Origin of the sequence: Nocardia sp. NPDC056564, assembly GCF_042793755.1 — a bacterium.
Taxonomy (GTDB): domain Bacteria; phylum Actinomycetota; class Actinomycetes; order Mycobacteriales; family Mycobacteriaceae; genus Nocardia.
Map to the genome: position 1 here is coordinate 653,466 of NZ_JBHTUR010000001.1, position 26,162 is coordinate 679,627.

Sequence of the window (26,162 nt, forward strand, 5' to 3'; positions counted from 1 at the left end):
TGTGCGGGTGCTCAGTCCCGGGGCGCGCACCGCAACCGAGGCGGCTGCCGCCAGTCCCGGTCTCCGCGGATGGCGGGCACGGATGGCGATATCGACCGATGATCACCGCCGGTCCACCGCAGCGCGTCGCGTGGACAGCTCGGGCGGCGATGGCTTCGACCGATCGCTGGCCGAGTTGTCCGATCGCGGATACAGCGGGATCGGCGGCGGCCGCGCCTCGGTCGTCACCGCGACTCCGGAATGGCGCGGCACCACCGTCCAAGTCGCCGGCTTGTGGCCGTGGGCGGTCGGCGCGAGCGCGCCCACCGTCGGTACACCGGTCGGGATCCACTACATCACCGGCGGCCCAGTGCATTTCGACCCCATGTCGTGGTTTCTCAAGGGGTTCCTGACAGCACCGATCTGCTTTGTCCTGGCGCTCAACGGTTTCGGTAAATCCAGTCTGATCCGGCGCATGGTCACCGGTGCAGTCGCCGCAGGACGGACAACGTTGTGCCTGGGTGATACCAAACCCGACTACCGCGACCTGGTGCTCGAGCTCGGCGGGCAGGTCATCGACGTCGGTTACGGCCACGGCATCCTCAACCCCCTCGATGTCGGTGCCCTCGGTGCCGTCCTCACCCAGCTCAGCGACCCCGACCAGCGTCGTCGGATCGCCGCGCGCGTGGAAGCCGGACAGGTCAACATCGTCGCGGGTCTGATCGAACTCGTCCGCGGCGCGCGCGTGGCCGACTACGAGGAAGTCCTGCTCGCGGCCGGGTTGCGTGAACTCTACAGCGACACAACCACACTCAGCCGCGCACAGCCTCCGGTCCTGTCTGACCTGCTCACAGTCATCTCCGAGGGCGGGGACCGGCTGCGCGAGTTCGTCGAGGAAGACGACGAAATCAGTTACCGGGCCGCCACGAAAACACTGCGCCGTTCCCTGCGGGCACTGGTGGAAGGGCCGTTCGGCGCGATATTCAACGGCCAGACCACCACTCGCCTCGATCTGGACAGCCCGGCGATCTGCATGGATGTCTCGCGGATCCCCGAAGGCGACACCAAACTCCTGGCCGCGGTGCTGATGGTGTGCTGGAGCGACGGATTCGGCGCCGTCGCCGCCGCCCACGCCCTCGCCGACGCCGGCCAAGCACCGCCGCGTGCCTTCGAGATCGTCATGGACGAGATCTGGCGCGTCCTCGGCGTCGGGGAATTCATGGTCGACAGAGTCGACGCGCTGACCCGCCTACACCGGAAGGAAGCGGTCGCGCTGACCATGTGCTCCCACACGGTCAAAGACCTCTCCGCGTTCGATTCTCCTGCCGCACAGGCGAAAGCGCTCGGCTTCTTCGAACGCGCCCGCGCGAAACTGATCGGCCCGGTCGGCCCCGAAGAGATCAACCGCATCCGCGGCGCGATCGGTATCACCGAAACCGAGAAACTCCTGGTCACCTCCTGGGCAGCACCACGCCCACCCAGCGACGACGACCTCGACCCCACCCGGCGTGAAACACCGCCCGGCACAGGATGCTTCCTGCTCAAGACCGGCGAATCCAACGAACCCGGCATCCCGTTCCGCATGGTATTCACCCCCACCGAACGCGCCAGCGACGTGCACAACACCAACCGCCGCTTCGACAACCTCCCCGGAACAGCGCACGACATCGCACCAGGTGTAGGTTCCCATGATTTGTGACGGTTGTCCCAACTATTTGTCGGTGATCTGTCGTTTCCGACAGATCGGTGGGAATCAGGTTCGCCTGAGCGTCGTTGTCGACAAGGCCCGGCAGCGGCACCCCCGATCGGCCCTTGTCAGTGGCGTGCCAGTCGCGCAGCCAACAACATCAACACTGGACGAGTCCATGTCAAGGCGAGCTCCAGAGGACATCCTCGACCGCGGCGGGATCAGTAAATGCCAGGACAGATTCGTCCAGCCGATGAAATACCAGCCCACCTCTACTCGTCTCGTCGATCTCGCCTGCAATCAGCAGGAGCGGCCGTTGGCCGATCTGGAGGTGGACCTCAGCCAAGACAGCGTCGACCTCGTCAACAAAGACTGTCACTTGATCGACATGACCGGTTGGCAGCTCGGTCAACGATCGCCGTCGGTAGATCCCCTCCCAAAGCTCTTCGTCTCGGACGTACTCCTGGTTGGCCCACAAACCGAAACGCGCGTCGTCTTGATACGTGCGCACACTCAACACGCTGCCATTGCGAAAAGATGCCCGCAATCCCCACAACTGCAGACAAGGCACCTCTGGGTCCTCGAACTGGGGACCGCTACCCCCCACGTCTTCCCGCAATGCCATCTCCACACCGACCCACGACTCGACACTCATGCCGCGCAACGACGCAAACTCCCGCGACCTCTCGGCCAACCAGTTCTCCCTCGGCATACCGTCACACTAACCGCCGCGTCGGCAGATCCTCTCCCACGTTTGGCACTAGCTCGTCCATCCCGTCGCCCCACCCAGCGGTGGGAAGAGGCGCTGCGGAGCAACACACGATTCCTCCCAGGTTGCCGGCGCCCGCTCACGACTGCGCTGGAATTGGTTGGAGTGCTAACAGAGGGCGCAAGCGGCCCGGTTGAGGTAGCGGTGCTGGAGCGGAGCTTGGCACGATCAGCGCCGCCGAGTTCGGTCCAGTCTGCGGTCTTGCATTTACTGCGGCGATCGCTGTTGTCGACAGATCTGACGCGCAGTTCGAGTGGCGCGACTGTGGTGTTATCGATCGGTAGTGACGATGTGTGGGTTACCGCGTTCGATGGCCACACGGTGGTTGCCGGCTATGCCGACGGTCGTGGTTCCCCAACCAATGCATCGAAACGCGCAACGCCGTCGTCGTCAAGCCGATACGGCGCGGCGACAACCCTAAGCCAGTCCAGTCTGTCTGTTCTGGACATCGAATGCCACTTGGGATGTGTCACAAGATACTTCGAGATCTGGTCGTCGAGCCCCGCCGCGCGCGACAAGGCATACCAGCTACGCCAGCTCGTAGCTTTTCCGGCATATCCTGCGGCGTTGCAGCCATCGACAATAGCCGCGAGCATCGCCTCCAGGGCACTCGCCATAACGGGGCTCCCCATGAAGGTCTCCGCATCCGGGTCGCCGCTGAACTTGAACTTCACCATCGCCTGGAACGCGGTCTCGATTTCCAGGAGTGAGTCAAACCGGACTGTCTCCATCGTCAGGCCGCCTACTCCTCTGGCTGCGGGCGTTTGGACTTGCGGATGCAGAACGACAGTAGCCGATCGCACCTACGAGCTCCGGACCGCTGCGCACTTGAACGACGCACAGAGTCGACGGCCTCGTACCGCTCCGCCCGGATTGTCCTCGGATCGCCGCGAATCCAAGAAAACGACAAACCGGTGGGAATAAGGCGGCGACATACCTATGGGAAACGCATGGTTCACGCACTTAGCGATCAGCAAGGACGACAACTATGGCCGGAATCCACAGCCAGGTGAAACACCGCGCGAGGACGACCATGGCCGCTGAACACGATCGCCTAGCAACGCAACTGTTCCTGCGACGGGGCCAATTCCGTGCACAGGACCCGACCTATGCCACGGTACGAGTCGATGCAGTCGAACGTGAATGGATGTCAGCCCTAGGAGCGATCAACTACCTAGCCGGCATGGCGGCGCACCTTCGCGACCAGTCGGGTTCTCGCACCGACGCTGATAAGCATCTGATTGAAGACCTCGACTGGTGCGCGCTTCGGATAGAACGTGACGCCGCGGCGATGAAGGTTCCGCCGGTCTGGACCAAACACGCACGACGTCTCGGTGAGCACGGCAAACTGCTGGCGCGCGATTCGCTGTTGCCGACACCGTGGAGCGATCACCGGGCACGGCTGGTGCGCAGTATCAGTGCCGACATCGAGCGGCTGACGATCATGGCCTCCGCGTGCCTTGTCCATTCCCATCGCAGCAGTGCGGTTGGTGGGCTCGATGAGTTTTTAGTCCCCGATCAGTTGGGGAAGAACCTGACAGCGATCTGGACAAGGGCAGCTTCGACCGCCGACGCGATCGGCGCCAGCAACGACGAGTGCGAGCGGTTGTGGCAGGTGAGTCCGCAGCGGTGGCACACAGTCCTCGAACAGCAGCTCAGTAGCGATCGAGAGGCGTTCGACCGGTCCTGGTCGGTATATACCGACCCCTACATCGCCGCTGATGTCGACAGCTTTCTCCAGAACCTGCCGATGTATGCCGCGCTCGCCTCACCGACTGGTTCCCCGGACAAGACCGGTTGCGCAGTTCCGCCCCCGGACCCGTTGATGTGGTTGGCAGGTGCTCATCGTGCACTCGAACACGCTCTCGATCCCAGTCCCACCGATCCCCGGAGGACACACCACGCCACCGTAGAGGACCCCGAGCAGTGGGATCCGCAACCAGACATCTCGTACCCGAACACCAACGATCCTGGGCCGGACCCCTGGGCATGAAACGCATGAATAGTGCTTCCGCACAACCAGTTTGGGGACCAAACCGTGCTCGCGCCAGCAGGCGCGAAGTAGATCCGAGGGGTAGGCAGAGCGCCAGCCGGCCAACCCTATCCCCTGCCGAGCGACCAAATAGCCAGTGTCACAGCACTTTCAGAATGAGAGAGACCTCATGACCGACAATCAGACAGACGCCAACCCCTTCGAGCTCGCGGGGTGGAGGGCGCGGCTGCTGGACCGAATCGAGGATCTGGCTGCCCGCTACGCGTTCGTCCTGCACACGGAGTACCCGGGCTATCGCGAGGGCGACGGGCGCGGTGCCGCGGCGATCGAGGGCTGGCGTGGGCGGTTGCGTGATCTGGAGGACGGCCGCACCGACCTCGAGATCCGCGCCGAGCTGACCGGGGTGGATATCGAGTTGATCGAGCTGGCCCGACTGGGCGGGGAGCAGGGGGAGCGCTGGAACGACCTGGCCGGGCGACCTCCTACGGTGGGACACGACGATCCCGCCCGCGCGCCGCTACTCGATACGATCGCCGAGACCATCTGGACGCTTGAGCACATGGCCGCGGTGGAGGCCGCACGGCAACTAGCCGGTCGCGATCTTGCTCCCGAACCGGCGTCGCAGCAGCAGTACGAGCGCAACATGACCGCGCTCTGGACCCGGGTCAACACCCTGGCCGCGGCGGCGGTGCTCACCGAGGCCGAGCATACCGAGATGTTGCACCGCGATCACGGCAACTGGATCCGGCTGGTGTCACGCACGGTCTATGGCTACACCGATTCCCGACTCGCGGTGCGCTGGCGCGCGTATGCCTGGCCAGGCATCGAATGGGAGGCCACGCGCGTGAGCGCGGAGTTCGTCGGCGCAGATGAGCTCACCGAGCCGAGCAGGCGGGCCCCAGCCCCGGATGCGCTCATCAGCGAAGCGACGCGCGCTCTGCACGTCGACATCGATGAGGCGCGAGCCGATGCGTTCTTCTATGGCGAGGACGTACTCGACCACCTGGACCCGGTACTCGGACGCTCGCCCGAGAGCGCCGGGACGGAGAGTTGGGGCAGTGAGCCCGCCGGCGAATCGCTGTCACGGCCAACGGAATTCGGCACCTCGGCCGATCTCGCGTGATGAGGCCGGCCCGCGATGACCATCCCCATCCTCTGCCGATCCGATGCTGTCCCGGCGGCGCCACCGTCCGGACCGAGCCGAGGTTGTGTCCAGCGGCACCGTGGCGATCGAGCCTTGGCAGCCGTTCACAAGATGCTGACCCGCGACATAGCGGCGAGGAAGCGGGCGACGCTCGTGAACGTGCTGACCCACGCCATGTTTCGGCAGTCATCTGATGCGCGGTGCCGCCCGCGATGGCACGAGCCGGCGGTGACCGTCGATGGATTCCTCGTCGAAAGTTGTTGCCGCGACGGCGTTATCGGTGCCGATCGCGCTGCTGTTGCTGCTGCTGGTGATCCTCGGCGTCGACCCCGCGATGTCGTGCGGGACCGCACTGCCGGCAAGCAACGCCGCCGGTGTGAGCGGGCCGACGGGGCAGAGTGTGGCCGGTCTGACCGAACGCCAGCTGCAACTGGCGCGCAATGGGGTCGCGATCGGTCTGCAGCGCAGGATGGGCGAATCGGTGATCATCGCCGAACTGGCTGCCCAGGCCACCGAGTCGACCTTCCGGAATCTGGCCAACCCGGTCGTGCCGGAGTCGCTGCGATACAACAACGACGGCCTCGGCTACGACCACGATTCGGTGGGACCGCACCAGATGCGCGCCAGCGTCTGGGGTGCGGTCGGTATCGAACGGCTGATGGACCCGGTGTATCAGATCAATTGGTTCTACGACCGCGCGGTCAAACTCGGTGCCGCCGCCCAGCAGATGTCACCAGCGGAGGTCGCGCAAGCCATCGAGGTATCTGCTCCGAATGCGTATGCGGCGCAGCTAGATCTGGCCCGGCGACTCTATGGGATGTTCGCTGGCCTCGACACCACGTCGATCCCGCTCACCGACGCTGGGGCCGCACCGCGTGGGTGTGGTGCGAGCGGCTCGGGGACCGCGGTGCCGGCGGAAGCCAGCGCGTTCGGGCGCGCGGTGATCGAGTACGCCGAGCGCTGGAAAGGCACACCGTATGTGTGGGGTGGCGGGGATACCACCGGCCCGACCGGCGGCGGGTTCGATTGCAGCGGGCTCACCCTGTATGCCATCTATCAGGCATCCGGTGGTCAGATCCGGCTACCGCATTACACCCAAGCCCAGCAAGACCACCCGACCGCGCGGCCGGTGCCGCTCGGCAGCCAGCAGCCCGGCGACCTGATCTTCTTCACCGCGCCAGGGGATTCCGACTCTCACCACGTGGGGATCTACTACGGGCGCGACCAGCAAGGCCGCGACCTGCTGCTACACGCTCCTCAAACCGGCCAAACAGTCACGATCACACCGTTATCGGCCTGGGACGGCGAACACCTGGACATACGCCGCTACCAGCCACCGGCCAGTCGATCCTGAACGCGCCGGACCGATCTCACCTCCACGATCGTGGGCCCTTGCGGCCTGCCCATCTCGCGGGCGCGGCCTTCGGATTGGGCACGGCGGTGGGCATCTGCGCCCGGCGGATGGATCCCTGCCCAGGTAGGTGGGGGCGGTGAGCGACCCGACCGGCGTAGCGATCGCTGAACAGCCGCTGTGGCCGGGGCGACGGCCCAGGGCTGCCCCTCACCGGCCACTGCGCCGATCCAAGGACTCGACCCATAAGCACCGCATACGGCCAGCTTTGTGCTGCCGGACACCCCGAAAAGGACCCCTCCCATGACGACGATCGACACCACAACCTGGCCGGAAGACCACGCGGCCGCAGCGTTGCCCACGCCTCGTACTGCTGAACTCCTCGCGTCGCTGACAGCGACGGTGTTCGGCGACGGCGACTACCGGAATCAGGCGCGGATCCGCGACGTGATCGCCGCCCTGGGAGATATGCCGGGCAACGGGGAAACCCAAGCCGAGGAAGCGCGCTATTGCTATCTGCTGCTCGAACGCGTCATCGGCGAGCTGGGCGGATCGGCACGCACGATCGCCGCCGACGAGGGCACCTCTTATGCGGTGTTCGACTGGGCCGCGGCGCTGGCTCCACGGCTGATGGTGCTGCTGCCAGGCCATCTCAAACTCGCCATCGCCGCGATCGAAAATCTCGGTGACGGCCGTTCCCCATTCCAGCAGCGGTGCCTGCGCGATCTGGACACCGCCGCGGCCACCGGAGTCGGACTCGTGACCGAACTCGACCACGGCAGCGACGCGATCCACCTCGAAACCACGGCCACCTGGCTACCCGGGCAGCGGGCCTTTCGCCTCGATACTCCGACAGCCGGGGCGGTGAAGTTCATGCCCAATACCGCTGCCGCGGTGCCGCGCTGCGTGGTCGTGTACGCCCGCCTGATCGCCGACGGCGCCGACGAGGGCGTCTGGCCGTTTCTGATGCGGCTGCGCACCGCCGAGGGGCCGGTCGATGGCGTCGAGGTCAAGGCCTTGCCGGACAACGGATACGGGCTGTGGATGGACAACGCCATGACCCGATTCCAGGGCGCGGGCCTGCCGGAGTCGGCCCTGCTCGGCGGGGACGTCGCCGGCTTCGACGCCCAAGGCCGGTTTCACTGCGCGCTGACCGAACGGCAGCGCTTCGCGCGCACGACCAGCCCGCTGCACTCGGCACGATTGTGCACCGCCGGGGCGGCGGTCGCCGCAGCGCGCGCCGGGCTAGCGCTGGCTGTCGGCTACGCCCGCCACCGTCGCGTCGGTCCCGAGGGGGCGGCGATGATCTCCCACGACCATGTGGCCGGGCAGCTCGCGCACGCCATGTCGGACATGTGGGCGATGACCTGCCTGGTGAACGCCGTTCGCGCCCACTGCGGACGCGAGGGCACCGACGGTGGCGAGGTGGCGCTGTGGGCGATGCTCACCAAACCGGTCGCCTCCTACACGTCCTGGCAGGTGATCGAGATGTGCCGGCAGCGGCTGGCGGCACAGGGCATGCTGCGCGCGAACTACCTCCCCGACTACGTCGCACTCTGCGAAGGGATCTTGACCGCCGAAGGGGAGACCTGGGCGATGCTCGGGGCGGCCGGACGGGCCCTGCACCGAACGGGCATCCCGCACCTGACCGGTATCGATGAACACCCCCACCAATGGTGGTACCGGCTGCTGGTCGCACGCGAGCGAATCCTGGCCGAGGACGCCGACGCGGCGCGCCGATCCGATGGCGCGGCAATAGAACTCGCCACCGCCGTCGCCGTGCGCACGGCTGTGGACTGCATGTGGACCGCCGCCGCGGATGCGAATGAACCTGCCGCGCAACACATCCTGTACGACCTCGCGGCTTTGTACGGAATGCGGTACGTCCGCGAGCACGCGAACTGGTACAACGCGCACGGGTTGCTGGGCCGGGGCCGCGCTGCGGGTCTGGACCGCACCCTGGCCGCCCGGAGCGCGACCGTGGAACTGCGCCTGCCGATCCTGGCGCGCGCGTTCGCCCTGCCCGAGGAGTTTCCCGCACCGATCGCCGCGGACACCACCTCGCGGTGGATCGGCTTCGCCGGATGGGAACTGCCGATCCGATCGCTATCGAGCCCTCGCGCGGTGCGTGATGACTGATCCCCGCAGCGCCGAAGACGCCGACCTATCTCCTGCGCGTCCTCACCGGGACACCCAGCCCGCCCGGCGCCGGTACGCGCGATCACACGCGTGGACCTCGAACCCCGCCTGCCGCCTGCGGAATCGGGGATGAGGACATGGCGAGGTTCGGGTCAGAGCGAGGCGCGAGCGCAGTCCCCACCGAAATACAGCAGCGGATGCTCAAACAACTCCAGAACGTGACCGCCGACATCTATCGCATGTCCGAGGCCACAGGCCAGGACCGGCGGACTTTGCGCGATCTGCACGCCTGTGCGCGGCTGCTCGAAGAGCAGGCCCGCGAGATCGGCATCCCCGAGCGATGGATCGCGCACGTGCGTACGCGAGGCGCTGCGGGTGTTCGCTGGAGCGCGCGGCAGCAGCTGCCGGCGGGCCGGACCGAAGCGCGTGAACAGCAGCTGGCGCGTCTGCACGCTCAAGTAGACCAACTGTTCGAGATGGCGGCTGTCCAGACGATCTACCGCGACAACCGCGGTTGGATCGAACCGCCGCTCGCGGAGCGTTTCGATGAGTTCCAGCGGTTGCAATGGCTGCGGGTCAGGCTGGTCGCGCGAGCACTCAACGTCACCGGCGCCGAGGTCGGCACGCGCTGGTCCAGCGATGCCCGGCGATGGACGGCGTTGCTGGAGAAAGCCCGCGCGGCCTCAGCGCCGGAGCTGTCGAAACGGTGGAAGTCCTACACGAGCGCGGTCGCGGTAGCCCACGCCCGCACGCGGTATCAGGCGCTGCTGACGGCAGGACTCGACCCTGCCCGCGCACCCGCCCCGCCACATCCGCACGAACTCGCCTCCGCCGCCGAAAAGCATGGCGGCGCACAACCAGCTCGGACCTCACGACGGGCAGCGTTGGATCGACGACCACTGCCGATTGGGAGCGTGGCGCACGGATCGCCGAAGCGGTCGATGCGGCTGCTCCGCAACAGCGCGAGGCGGGTTTGGCCGACACCGACGACCCGGCGGTGACCGCGGCACCGGAGATCTCCCCGCTGAACACGGAGATCGAACCATGAGCGCCATACATCAAAAAGCTTGTTCCACAACGAGATTCACCTTCACACGGTGTGCGGCTAACCGGGCGAACGCCGACACCGATTCCCGTCGACACCTGGAGGTCGAGATGAAATCACGTCGGTCCCCGGCCGCGGATACCATGGTCAGTCCAGAAATGGTCGTCCGTCTGCGGGCCGGGGAACTTCACACCTACACCCGCACCAGCCAATTCGACCGTATCGCGGCCCAGCACCGATTCCACGACGCGGCCAGTTTCGACCGCTACGTGTTCGCGTTGCTCGATATAGGCATCGACTACGACGCGCTGCGCCAGGCCGAAGCCCGATGGGCCGCCGAACGGGCCGGGGGCACGCTGGCGGTGCTGGCCGCCAGAGGGCCACGACTGCGGCTGTTCTCCGCAGCCACCATGATCAGCTTCACCGTCTGCCGCAGCGACGGTCACCTGCTCTGGCACGACCACTTCCGGCGACCGGCCGCCATCGGCACCCCGGCCAGTGCTGCCGAAGCAGCGGCACGGCAAGCGATCTGGCTTGCCTGGCGGGCCCGCATCCACGCCAAAGCGCCCGCAGCGACGCTGCGACTGGTCATGGCCCACAGCTACGACATCACCACGCGCAGACTCCAGCACGCGGCCGAGACCGCGGGACTGCTGCTGGAGCTGTCGATCAGTGGCCGACACAACCCCGCCGCCGAACAGCGAGCCCGCCGCGACATCGTCGGCTGGTCCGAACTCGACCTGCGCTATTTGTTCGACAAAGCCCGGGACTCGGCATGAACAAGCCGATCACCGCAGTCATCGCCGGCGTCGCGGTCACCGCGCTGCTGAGCGGATGCGCCCAGGCTCCGGATGTCGGGGCGCGCACTGTCGCCCAGTGCGGCACCGAGGGCCTGGAACCCGCGACCGGCCGGACCGACGTGTGCTCGGCGGAGTCGGTCCTGCTCGCCGCGGTGGAGACGATTTTCGGCTACCGGCCCAGCAACCAACCCGATCAGCGTGCCGCGTTCCGCGCGGCCGGCGACCTGATCGCACCGGGCTTCGCCGAACAGGCAGAACCGTCGGCGTTGGTGTGGGCCCCGATCAGCGCCGAGCAATGGCAGCGCTGGCGCCGCGACGGCATCGACATCGCCACCCTGGTGCGCCTCACCCGCGACGACCACCCACCCGACACCCCCACCTCGACAGCCCGGGTCCTGGCGGTCGAGCTCCGACCCGCCGACCAGCCACCGATCGGTTTCACCGTCTACGCCCGCGCCGGCCGCACCACGACCTCGGCGGCATGGCAGCTCACGGGATTGGAGGTGATCGCATGAGCGAGGACCCGGTCGAGCAGGGCGGTCGAGCGATGCAGCAGAGCTTCATGCAAGCGATGCAGACCGCGGCGATGGTGTCGGGGTTGTTCGGGCGGCGGGCCGGGGAAGCACGGTCGCAGACGGAGTTCCTCCAGCGAATGCGCGTCGGAGAGAGCAGGGAGCAGCGCTCCGCGTTCGAGCACTGGTTGCGGGTGCAGAAGAACTTGGCGATCAATCCGCTCGAAGTCGCTCTCGCTCAAGCCAAGATCGACGAAGTCGAGCAACGCATCGAAGGGCACAAAGAGGAACTGCGGGCAACGACAGCGAAGATCGACCGCGCCGACAAAGATCTCAAGCGCCGTGAGAAGGCGGACAAGCTCGCCCGCAGTCACAAGAACGAGCTCCACAACCTCGACAAAGAATACAAAAACCTGCTGATCCAAATCCGCCGCCGCGCAGCAGGATTGACCGACACGCTCACCGGCCATAGCGGCAAGGACGGGGTCGCCGGAGCGTCGTCGGCGGCCTACGCCGCAGCGCAGGCCAGCGCAGGACTGTCCGAGGAGAACGCCGAAGCCGGGCAAGCGTTCGACCGGCGTTTTGCCGAGGACACCGGTGTCGACCCCGATGATTTCATCGACGCCGCAGTCGTGCCCGATTCGGAGGTCCCGGTCGAGGATGTGATCGACGCCGAGATCGTCGAGGACTTCGATCCGGCTGCCGGGGCAGAGCAGCCTGGCGCGGCCTCGAGGGTGTTCGTCGTCGACGTCACCGGGCTGGCCGAAACGCTGACGGTGCTCAGCTACCTCGACCACGACTTCGCCAGCGCCGGAGGCACTTCCGCCGCGCCGCTCGCTGATGGGATCAGATTCGAGGCCGCCGTCGCCGACGCAGGTTTACTTCACACCGACTCCACAGTGGAACGAGATCCGGGACCGGGCATCGATTTCGGCCCGCCACTGGCACAGCTCGCCGCGCCGGATCCGGAGTTGGGGCCATGAACCACCCACCGATACCGGCGGCGCGTGACGGCGGGGGGCGCTGACATGCAGACCCCGACCCCACTACAAATGCTGCTGCTCAACGGCATTCAAAACCTGTCCTACGACAACTGGGCCAGGGTCGAGAAGTCCGTCGCGGCAGGTTATGACACGCCTCCGCCGGAGACCGTCGAACAGATCACGATGACTCGTCGCACCCTAACCCAGCTCGAGGACCTGGGATCGCTGGTGGGCTGCCCGCATTCCTGGCTGAATTTCGCGCGCCGGGCCGGCGAACGGGGACAAGCATCGGACGCGCGACGACTGTTCTACAGCCCGGACGAGGTCCCGCGTGGGGTGCTGATCGCGGCCTTGTCTGGGCAAATACGCCAGTTGCAGGACAGCGCAGGCATTCTGGCCGCACACACGCGGCGAAACCCTGGTCTCGACCGTGGTGAGCGTGCGAATTTCCAAACCGTGCTGGGGATGGTGTGGCAGCGCCTGGGGGCGGTGTCACACGAACTGCATGTGACCGATCGCGAACGCGGCCAGGTGTGGTCGCGCCACGGCGGCCGGCACTGGGCCAATGTCGTCGCCCAGGAGATGACAAATCACAACGACGAGCAGGTGAGCGCACGCTTCCACACCGTCGCTGATGCGAACATCTCGCTGGTAGCGGCGCCGCTGATCGTGTGCCTGCGGTCCGGAATAGCCCTGGACGACATCACCAAACAGATGCCGGACTCCCCGGATCGGATGGTCGAGCTGGTCGGCGTCGCCCTCGATGCCATGCCGCGCGACCCCCAAGGGCTCGCCGTCCACGACGCGGTCGCCGCCACCACGCTGAACCAGGACTCCGGCACCGAGCACATACCCGACGAATCCGCCTGGGGCGGTCCAGGACTGGCTGCGCCACAGGTTCAGGACTACGGGAGCGAGCCATGACCGGCCGCGAACGGTTCCCCACTCACGTCATTGTCACCATCATTTCCCGATCGGAGCGTCACCGATGACTCAATCACTACCCGGGGCACACGATCTGCCCAGCTGGAAGCTGCGGTTGCTCGAGAGGATCCAGAACACGGCCGCCGAGCGTGCCAAAGCATCCGAGCATGGCTTCCCGAAATTTGAACGAGGCGACGGCACGGGGGATCTCAGGATTCAGACCTGGCGCACTCATCTGCTGGTACTCGCCTCCGATCTGCACGAACTCGAGCGGCACGCGCGCGCGATGGGGGTGCCGGAGGCCGCGATCGAAGCGGTCCGCGAGGCAGGGGAGTGGGGCTTGCGGTGGGGCGAGAGCGTGCACTCACCCCCGCTGACGCGCCATAGCGAACCTGTGCGCTCGTTCATGGTCGACGGGATCGCCAACGATGTCTGGGAGATCGAGCACATGGCGGTGATCGGAGTCGAACACGAGCTGCGCAACCACACTCGTCGATTCCCCCACGATCCCGAGGCGACGGCACAATTCGACCGGAACATGGCCGCGTTGTGGGAACGGGCGGCTACCAGCGCGGCGGTCATCGAGCTGACCGGTGCTGAAGCACAGGAGATCTGGGGGCGCGACGCGCACGGCTGGCGCCACCTGAGCGCGGTGACCGTGCACACCTACAGCGACGTCGACCTCTACGAGCGCTGGCGCACCCTGGCCTGGGGCGGGCGCGAACACACCGTCCGCCGCACCACCGACAACCTCGGCGTCTCGGCCGGCACCGACGGCCCCCGGCCACCGCTGCCGGAAGTCCTCATCGACCGTGCGCGTGAAGCCCTGTCCGCGCGAGCGGATGGTCCCCGCGCCGAAGACCCGGTCGAGGCGGCCTTGGCGGGCACAGTGCAGGCGGGCTGGATCAACGAGCCCGACGGCCATGACGGCCCGGTGCCCCGCGATCCCGGTCACCCGGTCGAGCCCGAGCTGTGAGCGGTGAAGACCATGACCGACCCGATCCCCTCAGCCTGGGACAGAATGCTCGACCAGCTGCGCGGCATTCAGCGCCTGGCCGCAGAGGAAACCCACGTCAGACACCTGTTAACTAACTACCAGAGGAGCGGTGACCCACGCCTGGACGAACAGCGCCGGGCCGAGTTGACCGGCACGCTGGCGGATCTGCAACACCAGCGTGAGCATATCGAGCGGCAAGCTCTGGAGGCTGATGTCCCGCCCGCAGTGATCGACGATGTCCGCAGGGTCGGATTCGGCGGTGCTCGCCCGGTGCCAGGTCTGGACTCATCGACTGGGCCGGCGTCGCGGGACTACTTCGAGAAGTTCTGCCTGGACATGATCGAGATCGAACGGTGGGACCTCGAGCGCATGATGGGCCTGGAAGTCCTGCGTCGTGAGCTCATCGCGGCCGGGCGCTGGAGTTTCGGGCAAAACCCCCTCGCGGTCTGGAAATTCGCCGAGAACACCCACATCCAATACCAGCGGGTCGCCGCGTTGGCGGCGGGGGCGCGGATCACCGCGACCGAGGCCGCCACACTGTGGGGCGGCACCGCGGAGAGTCTTCGTCGCCTGCGCGCAGTCACCGTCGAACACTTCGACGAGATGAGCGTGGTCGCCGAATGGAGCAATTACGCGATGGCAAGTCCCAAACTCCCACGCCCACCGTATGTCTCCGAGGACCTCGATGTCGCCGCAGTGCTGGCCGAGGCGGGCGTGAGTCCACCGAGCCCGCAGCAGATGTTCGACGTGGCCGCGACGGCGTTGCGTGAGAAATTCGTCGACGCCACCGTGGACCCTCCCATCGACGCTGGCCCGACGGCCCTGACGGCAGCGGTCAACGATGCGCTGCCCGATACCACGCCCAGTTGGGGCAGCGAACGCGACGACCCCCAATGCCACCGAGAGATCTCCTACCCAGACCTGGGTCCGGATACCTGATCGCCGACGAACGGAGCCTCCACTACCTGACCGAACAAAACCTGCCTCGCCTGCTTTTCGTCGGCGGCTGGTCACGGGGTACCGACCAGCACGCCGAACCTGATCGCCGGGGACATCCGAAACACCGCTGCCACCTCGTGTTGACGACTCGTGGCACGCACCCTCCGCAGGAGGTCGACGATGTCCACCCACACCAGCCCAATCCCTTTCACGCTCAATCCATCACCGCTCCCTGCTTGTTGTGACTTCCGTGGTGGCGTGGCTGACGTGCGGCCAGCGTCATGAGCTGGCTCGAGCGGCGCAGCGGCCCCAGCAGCCCTGAGTACTACCCCGATGCCGCCGACCCTGACGAAGCCCAACTGCATGCTGACGCGGCACAGTGGCACTACCTGCTTGAGATCGCAGACGATGCCGACACGTCCCAGCACGGCACCGAATTCAGAACTCAGGCCGGCCAGTTAGCCGCCAAATGGAGCCGCCACCACTCGTTGGTCCGCCAGCACCAGTGGATCCGACAGCGCGACGCGTTCGTGCTGTGGCGTGATCACCCCGACAAAGCTGCCCGAGACCTGCGCGAACTCGAGCGTGCCCACGCCGCTGGCGGGGAAGGCGTCGATGAGTTCGGACTGCGGTGCCTGCGCCAAGCCGGTGAACAGACCGGGCGCTTGGAACCAGGCATCACCGGTTCCGAACAAGACAGCGCTAGCTGGCAACCGGTCACCCCGGGCTCCGGCACCACCGTCGACGCGAGCACGGACCGCGGCGCCGGCCTGGCGGCCGGGAACGTCGCGGACCCGACACCATCGCCACGAAACGCGCTCGACCGCGCGTTGGGAGTCCCACAGCGGCTACTGAACGTCGACGAGGTCGGCGCGATCATCGCCGGCATCGACCGCGCTCCCGAGACCGCCGAAGTACGTGGCACCTCCGACGCCCAGGCGGCCACCGCGACAACAGCTCATGGGCGCGAGGCGCCGGCAGCCGAGCACTCCACACCCCCTCCGCGACAGCGCCAGGCGCTAAAGGTGCTCCAGAACCTGCATGCCGAGCACACCCGCACCGCCGAGAGCTTCAGCGACCTGGGCGATCGAATGACGAGCATCAACGCCAAAGTCGAAGCACTGGAAGCGATCAGAGCGCAATTCCGGCCGGCGAAAGCGGCCGCGATCCGCTGGGGTGCTCCGACCGAGGTGATCAACAAAGTCGTCCAGGCCGGACAGAACGGCACCTACTGGCATGACGGGCCCGGCGATCCCCGCCTGGCGGCTATCACGACCGGGACACATGTCGACCACCCGCCAGACCACCACGACATGCCCGGCGCACCAGACCCGCCAGCATTCGCTCTGAACACCTCGAACGGCGGTGTCGCGATCGGCCAGGCCGTCGACGCGGCGGCACCTGCCACCGAAAACAGCGACTGGCACATCCCCGAGAGCCCCGAGCCGAGTCGGCCCTCCCCACCGCCTGAGGCCACCAAAGACGTGGGTCTGTGAAAACCCATGCCAGTCAACGTCGTTCATCCACAAAGGAGTAATTGATCATGATCGCGACCCGGGAGACCCGGCGCCGGACCAAACGCGGGATCGGCGAGGAGACCGCGCTGCTGCTGGTGTTCGCAGTGCTGGTCATCGCCGTATTGGGGGTGTGGGCGGCGCTGTGTGTGGGGTGTTGGTGGGCCGGGGTGCCGGTTGTTCGCCATCCGGCGTCCGCGCTGCTGGGAGTGGTGTCGGGGCGGCAAGCCTGGCCGTGGCAAGCCACCGTGATAGCGGTCCTGTTCCTCGGTGTCGGCGCCGGTGCAGGGTGGGGGTGCTGGCGGATGCTGCACGCGGGCAGCGAGATCGACGCGGCGGCGCGCACCATGCAGCGACCGCGAGAGATCCGGCTGGGGCGGGTGCGCGATAACGCGATCGCCAACCAGCGGCTGCTGCGCGACGCCGCTCCGGAGATCCGGGCACTCAAAGGTCCGCCGCTGGGCACGACCGTGATCGGAGGAGTGGGGCTGTATGTGCCCGCCGAACTCGGCGTGACCATCACCGCGGGTACCCGCACGGGCAAGACGATGGCGTGGGCGATCCCGGCGGTGCTGTCTGCGTGGGGTCCGTGCCTGGCGACATCGAACAAGCCAGATCTCTACCGGCACACCGTGCTCGGGCGCGAAAAGGCTGGCAGGGTGTGGCTGTGTGACCTGCAAGCGGTCACCGGTCGCGTCGAATGCGGGTTCTGGGTCGACCTGCTCGCCCAAGTCGAGAACCTGCCGGCCGCGCGGAAGCTGGCGAGCTTCTTCGTCTCCGCCGCCGCAGGATCTGCCGCACAAGCGGCGAATGCGAAGGTGGACAGCTATTTCGACGGCGGCGCACAAGAGCTGCTGGCGCTGTATATCTACGCTGCGGCCTGCGTGCAAGGCGACCTGCTCCATGTCGCCGAATGGCTGGGCCGCGACCAAGACCTCACCCCGGCGTTGATCCTGCGCCACTACGGCCACCAGCGCGCCGCCGAGCGGATCGCCGAATCCCAAGCCCTCTACGCACGTCAACGAGACGGCCTCTATGACATGGCCCGGCGGTTCCTCGGATCACTCAGCGATGAGGGCTATGCACGCATGGTCACACCACCGCAGCGTTACCAGCTGCGCGTGCGCGAAGCCCCATCCAAAACCGGCAGCGGCACGACCGTGGTGATCGACCGGACCGAACAGAAGCCCACCCACGACCTGCCGGAATTCCGGCCTCGCGAGTTCGTCACCTCGACCGACACGCTGTACGCGCTGTCGATGGCCGGACCCGACAGCGCCACACCGTTGACCGCGGCGTTGCTCGGGCAGATCTTCGAGGCCGCCCTCATCAGTGCCCGTGCCCGACCCGATGGCCGGTTGCGGGTGCCGTTGCTCGCGGTGCTCGACGAGGCGGCGAATTGTGCGCGCATCGGCGAGCTGCCCTCCTACTACACCTACGCCGGCGGGTGCGGCATCGTCGTGATCACCATCCTGCAAGTGCTCGAGCAAGGCGAAGACCTCTGGGGCGCAAACGGTTTGAAGACCATGCGTGCGCAGAGTATCGAGGTCTACGGCGGCGGCATCGCCGCGGTGGACTACCTCGAACACTGGGCGGCGATGGCCGGACCACACGATGTGGCCGACCGCTCCCGCAGCCACGGCGCCGGCGGCACGAACCGGACACTGACCTGGCGAGGCGAGCCCATCCTCGACACCTCCTTGCTCGCGGCGCTGCCCAAAGACCGCGCCCTGGTGCGGCTGCCGGGCTACGGGCCGGTCGTGGTCCGCAAGAACTGGTGGCAGGACAGCGAATACGCGCCGCTGATCCACGCCTCGCTGGCCCGATTCGAGAAAGCCGCCGCCGCGCCCATCGCCCTACCGCCCACTCCCACAGAACTCGACGACGGGGAAGACCTATGAGCAGCAGCACCAGCACCGGATCGTCGGCGAAAGCACCGTGCTACAGCCACTTCGGCGCTTTCGCCGAGGACTGGTTGTGGCCCTACGTCACCGTGCGCCTGGCCGAGGCGAACCGGGAAAACACTTACATCTGGTGCCCGCAATGGTGGGCGCATCGGGCCGTCGCGGTCCGCATCGCGCACCTGCACACCGCGTTCGAAGGCCAACGCCGCTCCGGTGCGGGCACCAGCTTGAGCACATGGCTGCTCTCGGTAGACAGTCACCTGCGCACGATCATGGATGCCGCCAACGGCCCGCTCTACCGCTGCACCCGCCTGACCCATGTGAGCACCCCGTCGCTGCCGTTCGACCCGGTGCCGGCGGGCTGGTTCGGGCCGACCCCCACACCGGCACCGACGCCACCCGGGGAGAAGCCACCCCCGCCGAGGCTGTTCGCCCACTACTCCGACTTCGTGCACGAGTGGCTGCTGCCGGTGACCTCGGTACGGATCGCGTCGAACAACCGGGAAGGCCAGTACAGCTGGTGCCGGCAGTGGTGGCGGCACCGCAACGTCGTGCTGCGCTTCGCCGCGATTCATCGCGCCTTCGAGGCCGCGGTCCGCGCCGATGACCCCGCCGCGATGAGCACATTGTTCTTGCGCCATATCGACATGCACCTGCGCGAGGTCCTCGACGCAGCCAGGGGCCCGCTGTATCGCTGCACCCCCGACCAGCACACCGAATGCCCCGGCCTGCCGAGCGCATCGATCCCCACCGCCTGGTTCGGCCCACCAGGGGCGAAAACACCCACCGAACGACTGGGCTTCGGACCGGACTTCCGCGCCCTCGCCGACGCACCCACCCCAGGACATCCTCATGAGTAAACCGACACCGGCACAACGGAAGGTACTCAAAGCGCTCCAGAATCAGGCCGTCGAGCTCGCCGCCATGACCGACACGGCAAATCAACGCACAGCCGAAACCGGCGAACGGCTGCCACGGCTCTGGTACGAGGATTACCACAGTCGTGCGACGCAGCGAGAAGCACTGGAAAAGGCAGCTTATGCCGGCGGAGTGCCGAAGGCGTGGATTGATCAGGTCCGTGAACGCGGAAGCAACGGCATCGGCTGGCGTGCCAATCTTTCCCTGCCGCCTGCCGAACCCCTCGATCTAGACCGAGTCCTGGGCGATCTGGTCGCGGACGTGCAGCTCCTCCAGGAATGGACTGTCTTCGACATTGCCCAGCGGATGCGCAGCCCGATACCGGAGCAATCCGTGCCCGGTTTTCTCAAGCGAAATCTGCGGGCACTGCGGGCTCGGACCAACGGAATTGCGAACCTGCTCGGACTTGACGCCGAACTCGGCGAACAGCTGTGGGGTACCCCCGCGGACTGGGCATACCCCGGGGCGAAATGGGTGATGGGACTGTCTGTCGACAGGCCGCCCAACCCGTGGAACAACGCCGCCGACATCGATACCCGCGACTACGCACTGCAAGCCGTCGCGCTCGGTGTCGCCGGCATCGCTGTCGGTACCGCTGACGCCGTGGCGTCGGTCGAAAGTCTGGTTACGGCGATCGACAGCCTACTGCCACGCGTGGTGCGACCGTTCAAGGATGCAACCGGCGGAGCGGAGATCGCCTCTGCCGTCGCGGCTGCCGAATCCGAGTCGCCAGCTATTGAGGTCGTCGAAACCTGGACGGGTTCCTCACTATTCAGCGACAATCCCGAGCCGGATACCTGGAGCTATGACGCTGATCCCGACCGGAAGGTTCCGCAGCCGCAGTTCTCCGAGGCCGAATGGCTCGGGCGATGACCCGACCGCAACGGGAGCTTCGGGTTCGCGATCTACCCGCCCATCAGGCTGCGATCCTGGGCCGGATCCATGAATTAGCCAGTGAGGCAAGGTATCTGCGCGCAGGCGCCTCGACCGGCTACCGCGGTGCGCATTACGAGAACGACGAGTTGAAGCGGCTGTCGGTGGTCGAGCGTGAACGGAAACTGACCGAGGCGCGCGCGTACGGGGACGGTATTCCGCCCAGCTGGGTCGACCACGCACGCCAGCTGGGCCACAACGGTCACGAATGGACCCCCGAGCAGCGCCTGCCCGCCGCGAGCACGCCACCGCGGCGCCGCACCGCCAGCCGGGTTATCACCGACACCCGCCAAATCACGGAAATGGCCGCGGTCCTGGCCGTGCGCGAACACCTGCTGGCCGAGATATCAGGTGCCCTTACTCCGAATCCGGCGGAGGCGCATCAGTTCAGCAGAAACCTCGAGGCGCTGTGGACGCGCGCGGCCCGCACCGCTGACTCGGTCGCCCTCTCGGCCAGTGACCGCGACGAGATCTTCGTTGTCAGCGACGACGAACTGCGTGACCGCGTCAGCGATTTCCTCGGCTACAGCCCCGGTGATCTCGACATGATGTGGCGACGCCACGCAGCGGGCTCGATCGCCGCCAGCGTACGACGCTCCCTCAAGAACCTGCGCCGGGCCAACTCGGACAAGGACGTCACAGCGCCCGATCCGGCGGCTCGGCAACCGCCAGACCCCGCGTCTTTGATCCAACAGGCCCGCCAAGCCCTGACCGCCGTACTGGGCGAGCAATCAGACACCGGAGCCGACATCGACGCCGCGATCACCGCCGCAACGCTCGCCGACGGCGCCGACGTCGTGGACACAGCTGCGGATACCGATCCCGGCTCGACTGCGATCACCGCCGTACCCGACCACGGGCACGATCCCTGACCGCCCGACGGCGCAACGATGCCGCACCCGAACCCGTTGCCCCTCTTCGCATCTCACCCTCTTGGAAGGAACGACCATGAAGCGCCACGTGCATTTCGTCGGCAGCCTGCCCGAAACCCTCATGAGCAGCCCCCGTCAGGGGATGGAATGGATCCTCGACCACACCGGAGGGCAACCACTCACCGCACTGCCCTGCGACTTGGACCCCAACTGGATCATCGCCTACCTGCGCGACTTGCAGACCCGCACCGATGTCCTCGAATTCGACAGCAGCGCAGACGATTACGCCGACTACAACCACATGCCCCCCGGGCGAATCCGTCCCGGTGTCACCCTTGCTCCAGAACACCTCACAATGGGCCGCCTCGACAAAATCGAGCACATCATCGCGGACTACACCGCCCTTCGCCGTGAGCGAACCGAGATCGGCGACGTCAAACTTCAACTCAGCCAACCTAATTCGCTCGACCTGAGTCTGTTCGCACTGGCCGGCGCGGCCACCGCCGATGGGCTGCCGATCCTGAAAGCATTGAGCAACCTCGGCGCGCTCACCACCGCGCTGCGCCATGTGCCGGTGTTCACCGAAGCGATCCTCGACGAGATCGCGACCTTGACCAGAAGCCACGGCCCGATCGTCACCTGGCAAGTCGAATCGCCGGTCGCGCTCCTGGCGGTGGTGAAAGCCACCGAACTGAATGCCGTGAGGATGGTCGCCGGCATGATCGCCCGCCAGCTCGCCGGAGTGTTCACCCGCCTGCACCGGCTCGGCGCGCACAGCAGCCTGCACCTGTGTTACGGCGACTACCGCCACACCGCCATGCTCGAGCCCCGCAGCCTCGGCCCCGCGGTCGCCCTGCTCAACCCCCTGGCCCGGCACCTGCGCCACGACGGCACACCCCTGCCGATGGCCCACATCCCCTGCGCCTACGGGGCAGAACCCGCGCCGCTGGACTCCCAGTTCTACACACCACTGCGACACCTGGACCCGGAATGGACGTTGAGCGCAGGCGTAGTGGCACCCAAAAGCCTGCTCGACTCCATGATCAGCCTGCGCCTGTTCGAACGAGCCGCCAACCGGCCCGCCCACGCCGTCACCACCGCCTGCGGCTTCGGACGATGCACCCCCGCTGGCGCCGAACAAGCCGCCGCCACCATCGCCGCCACCGCCGCGTTTTCCGACCACTGGCTGCCCACCGTTCGCGAACAGCGCCCGCCGGAGTCGACGCAGTCCACGGTCAGACACCAGCGAGTCGGCTGTGAGCGCGGACCGGCGGCACTCCCCACGAGCACCAGTGCCCGAACCCGCAGATTCCGGGAGACACGGCCATGCACCCGCAATGCTGGAGCAACCGCGGCCGTCCTTCGCGTGATGGCCGGCCCAGGAAACCGTCGAGACCCCTGCCGCCCCAATACGGCCAGGTACAGCGGCCGCCCGCTGGGCAAGACCACCACGCACAGACCCTTCCTCAGATCAGGAGATGGCCCCATGACCCTCGGCCTCAACCGGCACGCCTGCGCTGCCCCGATTCGCAGCCACCAACTCGGCGAGTATCGCATCACCTACCTACCAGACGGCGTCGCCCTGCTCGAACCCCGCGCCTGGTTTCCCGGCTCCGAGGACCACCTCTGGACCGAGCACAACCACCTGCTCAATCCCTACGGCTACCTCGTGGCCAGCGTCGGCGCGCTCCTGGTCGAATTCGGCCAGCACGCCATCCTCATCGACGCCGGACTCGGTCCCCTGGCGCTACCGTCGGCGTTCGGTCACCTCCGCGGCGGAATGCTGCTGAAAAGCCTTGAAGCCGTGGGCAAAATCCCACGAGACATCGATCTGATCGCACTGACACACCTGCATCTGGATCATCTCGGCTGGCTATGGCAACGCGCACCACGCCGATCGAAGACACCGTTCGCGCACACCGAGATCCTCATCAGCGCAACGGAATGGACTCACCGTGAACTCGCCGCCACCGACGGTATCGCTGCCGAAATGCTGGAAATCTTTGCACCCCAGGTACATCCCATCAACGACGGCGAGGAAATCTTCCCGGGAGTCGAGGCACTCGCAACTCCTGGACACACCCTCGGACACACGGCCTACCAGATCACCTCGCAGCGGCGCCGGCTCATCGCCTTCGGCGACGCCATGACCTGCCCCATCCAAATCACCCACCCACACCTGACCACCGCCGCCGACGACGACCCCGACAGATCAATCACCACCGCACACCACCTCATCGACGAACTCAGCCACGAAGACACCCTCGGCTTCGGAATCCATTTCGGCGACGTCCAACTCGGCCGCGTCGCCCGCACCACGGACACAGACCGATGGGAAGCCGAGCCGACGTGGTGAGCGGCAAAGAAGGGCGCGCTGCAACTGTTAGCGACGTTCAACCAGATGGGCGCGACGACGGGGAGTCGTTCGACCAGGACGCCACGATCGCCGGGGCGATAGTCGACCTCAAGACCTCAAGGTGAGCGGAAGTCGTACCACGGAGCTCAGCAGGCGGAGATGACCGCCGGAATCCGCGACACCGCCTCCTGCGGTTAGGAGAAAAGCCGGTTCCAGTCTGCCCTGGTCCCGTCGCTCATCGTTGCCACTTACCAGCTGCCCTCTGGCGATATCGACGACCAGCACTGAGGTTTTTCTACACAGTGACGCCGAGCCAGCGCACGAACTCGGCAGTGCTGCCGGTGCTTCGCTTCTCAGCGGCGGCAATCGCATCCGCAGTTTCGCGCACGCTCGGATGGAGCCTTGTTTGTTGTGGAGCGATCTTCCGTGCGACATTTAGTGCCTTGATCGCCTTGTCCGGCTGACCAGTCATCACGAAGCCTCGCGCGATGTCCTGCCACAGGTGCCCGGCCCGAGTCTTAGCAATAGACGCTGGAAGGATCAGCGCCGAGCCTTCCCGGGCCGCCTTTCCCGGATCTCCTGCCTCTAGCTCGACGCCCACTGAATGAATCTCGGTATTCCCTGGGCCGAACAAGGTTTCGTAGGCGCGGGTCTCAAAGCCGAGCCGTGCACCGATCGCTCGGGCCTCGGAAATATGATCGCGCGCAACATCGAGTCGTAGCCCACGAGCTGCGGCGACCGCGCCCGCCAGGTGAGCAGCGCCTAGAACGGAGAGGGCATCCTCGCTGTCGCCCTGCGCCTCGATCAGCGCCTTATCGACCAAAATCAGCGCTAGGTCGATGCTGTGCTGATAGACAAGCAAGCGGGTGCGCATGACCTTCCCCACGGCTGATGCGAGGTGATCCCCGGAACGTGCTGCGGCCCAGTCGTATCGGTCGACCGCGGGGATGGTCAGCGACATGAACCCGAATCGCCGGCACATCCGATCTGCGGCATTGTAGGCGGCGCACAGCAACTCGTACACTGCTGGATCATCAGGGTTGTCGTGCAGTGCTCCGTACATTTGCCGGATCAGCAGCGGCAATCGAGCAAGCGCCTTTCGGCTATTCCCCTTGCGATCCTCGTCGTTGACGGCCTGCATGGTCGCGTTGAGTTCGCCGAGCGGCGGAGCTTGCACACCTTGTACATATTCGCCTTCGCAGAGGATCGCACGTAGTTCGGTGATCCCTTCCAGCGTGCCGTCCTCGTCGAGAGTGTCTCGGTACGGCGTACCCCGCAGAACGTCCTGATCGATGCCGAGTGCCTTCGCGGCAGCTCCAATGAACCCCGGCGATGGCGTCTTCGTACCCTGCTCAACGGCTTGCACCATTTTGAGGCTGTACTCCATCGCTTTGGCTAATTGCCGTTGCGTCTTGCCTGATTTGTGGCGTTCGATGGCGATGCGCTCGCCAATGCCCACCGCTGCCATACGCGATCCCTCGGTCGGAAGTGGCCCCTCGCGCCGTTAAGCGTAACGCCACCTGGGAGTCAATGCCATTAGGACTCCAGTAGTACATGGTGGGACCTCAGTGGGACTCCAGAGCTGTCAACGGTGCGAATCTGAGACTCGCACCCATCGTCGCAGGTCCCGATTTCTAATCGTCCCGGTTGGGCTCTCCCGTCCAGGCTGTCCACGACGTTGAGTGCACTCCAACACACATCACACGTCTGGGGGTATACCCAATGCCCGCTCATCAGATCTCCGCGGTCGCTGTGGCGGCGACCATCGGATTCGTGTTCGCCGTCCGCTACGACGCGGCCTGGCCCTTCGTCGATCCGCTTCCCGACGAGCGACGGTCAACATTCAGGACGGAAGTAGCCCGGCATGGATAACCGTGCGATCCACCCCAGCCATACTGCCGCTCTGGAGTCGCTGTGCCGGTTTTATGCGACCACATGCGGGTTGCCCGCCCGCGTGCTGACCGACCTGGCACGAATAGAGTTTCGGGCCGGGGATATCGGGGCGGTCACGATGCCTGGAAAGATTGGCGCCCGGGTCAAGGCTCGGTTGGAAGTACCGCCCAACAACAGCGTTGCGCCGATCATCTCCCATCCACGCTCGAAGAGGTGGACATTCCTCGTCTGCCCAGACCTGCCTAGCGAGACTGGGCTGTGGCCAGAGTTGTTCCGCCACAACGTATCTATCGTTCCGATCGGCGCCTATATAGCGCTGCCCGCGCTGTCGGCCGATCCTGGTGTGGGATACCGCGAGTGGGTGGACAAGCCCACCGACGGATTCCGCCCACGCGCCACGGAGATCATCGAAGCAGTTCTGTCCTGCGTATCGCTGGTGGGGCGCAGTTCCCAGATGCAGCGATGACGCTATCCGGCGTAGCGATGACCGCGCCCGCGTCCAGCGCGGGG

At 66.3% G+C, this 26,162-nt stretch carries 22 protein-coding genes; 19 read left to right on the forward strand and 3 right to left on the reverse strand.

What is annotated here, in order from left to right:
• Nucleotides 1-82 precede the first annotated feature (82 nt).
• Nucleotides 83-1,678, forward strand: coding sequence for a hypothetical protein (locus ACFQ9K_RS02870; RefSeq protein WP_378713534.1), 1,596 nt, complete (start codon nucleotides 83-85; stop codon nucleotides 1,676-1,678).
• 169 nt (nucleotides 1,679-1,847) lie between these two features.
• Here the strand turns inward: ACFQ9K_RS02870 and ACFQ9K_RS02875 are convergent, their stop codons facing one another.
• Together ACFQ9K_RS02875 and ACFQ9K_RS02880 are read right to left on the reverse strand one after the other, a co-directional pair.
• A complete protein-coding gene (locus tag ACFQ9K_RS02875) occupies nucleotides 1,848-2,378 on the reverse strand; it encodes a hypothetical protein (RefSeq protein WP_378713535.1) in 531 nt (176 codons plus the stop codon).
• A 389-nt stretch (nucleotides 2,379-2,767) separates the two neighbouring features.
• Nucleotides 2,768-3,166 (reverse strand): hypothetical protein, encoded by a 399-nt coding sequence (locus ACFQ9K_RS02880; protein ID WP_378713536.1) that lies wholly within the window; start codon nucleotides 3,164-3,166, stop codon nucleotides 2,768-2,770.
• 257 nt (nucleotides 3,167-3,423) lie between these two features.
• Between ACFQ9K_RS02880 and ACFQ9K_RS02885 the strand changes: the two genes are divergently transcribed.
• The 17 genes from ACFQ9K_RS02885 to ACFQ9K_RS02965 all read left to right on the forward strand — a co-directional run bounded on the left by ACFQ9K_RS02885 (nucleotide 3,424) and on the right by ACFQ9K_RS02965 (nucleotide 23,759).
• Nucleotides 3,424-4,428, forward strand: a complete 1,005-nt coding sequence (locus ACFQ9K_RS02885) for a hypothetical protein (protein WP_378713538.1) — start codon at nucleotides 3,424-3,426, stop codon at nucleotides 4,426-4,428.
• 169 nt (nucleotides 4,429-4,597) lie between these two features.
• Nucleotides 4,598-5,551 (forward strand): hypothetical protein, encoded by a 954-nt coding sequence (locus ACFQ9K_RS02890; protein ID WP_378713539.1) that lies wholly within the window; start codon nucleotides 4,598-4,600, stop codon nucleotides 5,549-5,551.
• A gap of 259 nt (nucleotides 5,552-5,810) precedes the next feature.
• Nucleotides 5,811-6,926 carry a C40 family peptidase gene (locus ACFQ9K_RS02895; protein ID WP_378713540.1) on the forward strand — a complete coding sequence of 372 codons (1,116 nt, stop codon included), beginning with the start codon at nucleotides 5,811-5,813 and terminating at the stop codon, nucleotides 6,924-6,926.
• 300 nt (nucleotides 6,927-7,226) lie between these two features.
• A complete protein-coding gene (locus ACFQ9K_RS02900; protein WP_378713542.1) occupies nucleotides 7,227-9,062 on the forward strand; it encodes an acyl-CoA dehydrogenase family protein in 1,836 nt (611 codons plus the stop codon).
• Between the two features lie 137 nt (nucleotides 9,063-9,199).
• Nucleotides 9,200-10,063 carry a hypothetical protein gene (locus ACFQ9K_RS02905; RefSeq protein ID WP_378713543.1) on the forward strand — a complete coding sequence of 288 codons (864 nt, stop codon included), beginning with the start codon at nucleotides 9,200-9,202 and terminating at the stop codon, nucleotides 10,061-10,063.
• Nucleotides 10,064-10,217: 154 nt separating this feature from the next.
• Nucleotides 10,218-10,886 carry a hypothetical protein gene (locus tag ACFQ9K_RS02910; protein ID WP_378982728.1) on the forward strand — a complete coding sequence of 223 codons (669 nt, stop codon included), beginning with the start codon at nucleotides 10,218-10,220 and terminating at the stop codon, nucleotides 10,884-10,886.
• Nucleotides 10,883-11,422: a hypothetical protein gene (locus ACFQ9K_RS02915; protein WP_378713546.1), complete on the forward strand. Its 540-nt coding sequence runs from the start codon at nucleotides 10,883-10,885 to the stop codon at nucleotides 11,420-11,422. Before ACFQ9K_RS02910 ends, ACFQ9K_RS02915 begins: the two co-directional genes overlap by 4 nt.
• On the forward strand, nucleotides 11,419-12,402 hold the full coding sequence (locus ACFQ9K_RS02920) for a hypothetical protein (RefSeq protein WP_378713548.1): 984 nt from the start codon (nucleotides 11,419-11,421) through the stop codon (nucleotides 12,400-12,402). The genes ACFQ9K_RS02915 and ACFQ9K_RS02920 overlap by 4 nt, the downstream gene beginning before the upstream one ends.
• 69 nt (nucleotides 12,403-12,471) lie before the next feature.
• Nucleotides 12,472-13,326, forward strand: a complete 855-nt coding sequence (locus ACFQ9K_RS02925; RefSeq protein WP_378982731.1) for a hypothetical protein — start codon at nucleotides 12,472-12,474, stop codon at nucleotides 13,324-13,326.
• A gap of 64 nt (nucleotides 13,327-13,390) precedes the next feature.
• Nucleotides 13,391-14,302 (forward strand): hypothetical protein, encoded by a 912-nt coding sequence (locus tag ACFQ9K_RS02930; RefSeq protein ID WP_378713551.1) that lies wholly within the window; start codon nucleotides 13,391-13,393, stop codon nucleotides 14,300-14,302.
• Nucleotides 14,303-14,314: 12 nt separating this feature from the next.
• A complete protein-coding gene (locus ACFQ9K_RS02935; RefSeq protein ID WP_378713553.1) occupies nucleotides 14,315-15,262 on the forward strand; it encodes a hypothetical protein in 948 nt (315 codons plus the stop codon).
• Between the two features lie 281 nt (nucleotides 15,263-15,543).
• Nucleotides 15,544-16,758: a hypothetical protein gene (locus ACFQ9K_RS02940; RefSeq protein WP_378713554.1), complete on the forward strand. Its 1,215-nt coding sequence runs from the start codon at nucleotides 15,544-15,546 to the stop codon at nucleotides 16,756-16,758.
• A gap of 47 nt (nucleotides 16,759-16,805) precedes the next feature.
• Nucleotides 16,806-18,677 carry a type IV secretory system conjugative DNA transfer family protein gene (locus tag ACFQ9K_RS02945; protein ID WP_378713556.1) on the forward strand — a complete coding sequence of 624 codons (1,872 nt, stop codon included), beginning with the start codon at nucleotides 16,806-16,808 and terminating at the stop codon, nucleotides 18,675-18,677.
• The gene (locus ACFQ9K_RS02950; protein WP_378713558.1) at nucleotides 18,674-19,540 is read left to right on the forward strand and encodes a DUF4913 domain-containing protein; all 867 of its coding nucleotides are present in this window, start codon (nucleotides 18,674-18,676) and stop codon (nucleotides 19,538-19,540) included. Before ACFQ9K_RS02945 ends, ACFQ9K_RS02950 begins: the two co-directional genes overlap by 4 nt.
• Entirely contained in the window at nucleotides 19,533-20,471 is a 939-nt protein-coding gene (locus ACFQ9K_RS02955; protein ID WP_378713561.1) for a hypothetical protein, read from the forward strand. Before ACFQ9K_RS02950 ends, ACFQ9K_RS02955 begins: the two co-directional genes overlap by 8 nt.
• Nucleotides 20,468-21,403, forward strand: a complete 936-nt coding sequence (locus ACFQ9K_RS02960) for a hypothetical protein (RefSeq protein ID WP_378713563.1) — start codon at nucleotides 20,468-20,470, stop codon at nucleotides 21,401-21,403. Before ACFQ9K_RS02955 ends, ACFQ9K_RS02960 begins: the two co-directional genes overlap by 4 nt.
• 76 nt (nucleotides 21,404-21,479) lie before the next feature.
• Entirely contained in the window at nucleotides 21,480-23,759 is a 2,280-nt protein-coding gene (locus tag ACFQ9K_RS02965) for an MBL fold metallo-hydrolase (protein WP_378713564.1), read from the forward strand.
• Between the two features lie 295 nt (nucleotides 23,760-24,054).
• Here ACFQ9K_RS02965 and ACFQ9K_RS02970 read toward each other — a convergent pair whose 3' ends face one another.
• A complete protein-coding gene (locus ACFQ9K_RS02970) occupies nucleotides 24,055-25,227 on the reverse strand; it encodes a helix-turn-helix domain-containing protein (RefSeq protein ID WP_378713566.1) in 1,173 nt (390 codons plus the stop codon).
• A gap of 396 nt (nucleotides 25,228-25,623) precedes the next feature.
• Between ACFQ9K_RS02970 and ACFQ9K_RS02975 the strand changes: the two genes are divergently transcribed.
• Nucleotides 25,624-26,118, forward strand: a complete 495-nt coding sequence (locus ACFQ9K_RS02975; protein WP_378713568.1) for a DNA-directed RNA polymerase subunit beta — start codon at nucleotides 25,624-25,626, stop codon at nucleotides 26,116-26,118.
• Nucleotides 26,119-26,162 lie beyond the last annotated feature (44 nt).

Bases quoted from the DNA above. Each gene is read 5' to 3' on its own strand.
- ACFQ9K_RS02870 (WP_378713534.1), top strand. From the start codon at position 83: ATGGCGATATCGACCGATGATCACCGCCGGTCCACCGCAGCGCGTCGC.
- ACFQ9K_RS02875 (WP_378713535.1), bottom strand. From the start codon at position 2,378: ATGCCGAGGGAGAACTGGTTGGCCGAGAGGTCGCGGGAGTTTGCGTCG.
- ACFQ9K_RS02880 (WP_378713536.1), bottom strand. From the start codon at position 3,166: ATGGAGACAGTCCGGTTTGACTCACTCCTGGAAATCGAGACCGCGTTC.
- ACFQ9K_RS02885 (WP_378713538.1), top strand. From the start codon at position 3,424: ATGGCCGGAATCCACAGCCAGGTGAAACACCGCGCGAGGACGACCATG.
- ACFQ9K_RS02890 (WP_378713539.1), top strand. From the start codon at position 4,598: ATGACCGACAATCAGACAGACGCCAACCCCTTCGAGCTCGCGGGGTGG.
- ACFQ9K_RS02895 (WP_378713540.1), top strand. From the start codon at position 5,811: ATGGATTCCTCGTCGAAAGTTGTTGCCGCGACGGCGTTATCGGTGCCG.
- ACFQ9K_RS02900 (WP_378713542.1), top strand. From the start codon at position 7,227: ATGACGACGATCGACACCACAACCTGGCCGGAAGACCACGCGGCCGCA.
- ACFQ9K_RS02905 (WP_378713543.1), top strand. From the start codon at position 9,200: ATGGCGAGGTTCGGGTCAGAGCGAGGCGCGAGCGCAGTCCCCACCGAA.
- ACFQ9K_RS02910 (WP_378982728.1), top strand. From the start codon at position 10,218: ATGAAATCACGTCGGTCCCCGGCCGCGGATACCATGGTCAGTCCAGAA.
- ACFQ9K_RS02915 (WP_378713546.1), top strand. From the start codon at position 10,883: ATGAACAAGCCGATCACCGCAGTCATCGCCGGCGTCGCGGTCACCGCG.
- ACFQ9K_RS02920 (WP_378713548.1), top strand. From the start codon at position 11,419: ATGAGCGAGGACCCGGTCGAGCAGGGCGGTCGAGCGATGCAGCAGAGC.
- ACFQ9K_RS02925 (WP_378982731.1), top strand. From the start codon at position 12,472: ATGCTGCTGCTCAACGGCATTCAAAACCTGTCCTACGACAACTGGGCC.
- ACFQ9K_RS02930 (WP_378713551.1), top strand. From the start codon at position 13,391: ATGACTCAATCACTACCCGGGGCACACGATCTGCCCAGCTGGAAGCTG.
- ACFQ9K_RS02935 (WP_378713553.1), top strand. From the start codon at position 14,315: ATGACCGACCCGATCCCCTCAGCCTGGGACAGAATGCTCGACCAGCTG.
- ACFQ9K_RS02940 (WP_378713554.1), top strand. From the start codon at position 15,544: ATGAGCTGGCTCGAGCGGCGCAGCGGCCCCAGCAGCCCTGAGTACTAC.
- ACFQ9K_RS02945 (WP_378713556.1), top strand. From the start codon at position 16,806: ATGATCGCGACCCGGGAGACCCGGCGCCGGACCAAACGCGGGATCGGC.
- ACFQ9K_RS02950 (WP_378713558.1), top strand. From the start codon at position 18,674: ATGAGCAGCAGCACCAGCACCGGATCGTCGGCGAAAGCACCGTGCTAC.
- ACFQ9K_RS02955 (WP_378713561.1), top strand. From the start codon at position 19,533: ATGAGTAAACCGACACCGGCACAACGGAAGGTACTCAAAGCGCTCCAG.
- ACFQ9K_RS02960 (WP_378713563.1), top strand. From the start codon at position 20,468: ATGACCCGACCGCAACGGGAGCTTCGGGTTCGCGATCTACCCGCCCAT.
- ACFQ9K_RS02965 (WP_378713564.1), top strand. From the start codon at position 21,480: ATGAAGCGCCACGTGCATTTCGTCGGCAGCCTGCCCGAAACCCTCATG.
- ACFQ9K_RS02970 (WP_378713566.1), bottom strand. From the start codon at position 25,227: ATGGCAGCGGTGGGCATTGGCGAGCGCATCGCCATCGAACGCCACAAA.
- ACFQ9K_RS02975 (WP_378713568.1), top strand. From the start codon at position 25,624: ATGGATAACCGTGCGATCCACCCCAGCCATACTGCCGCTCTGGAGTCG.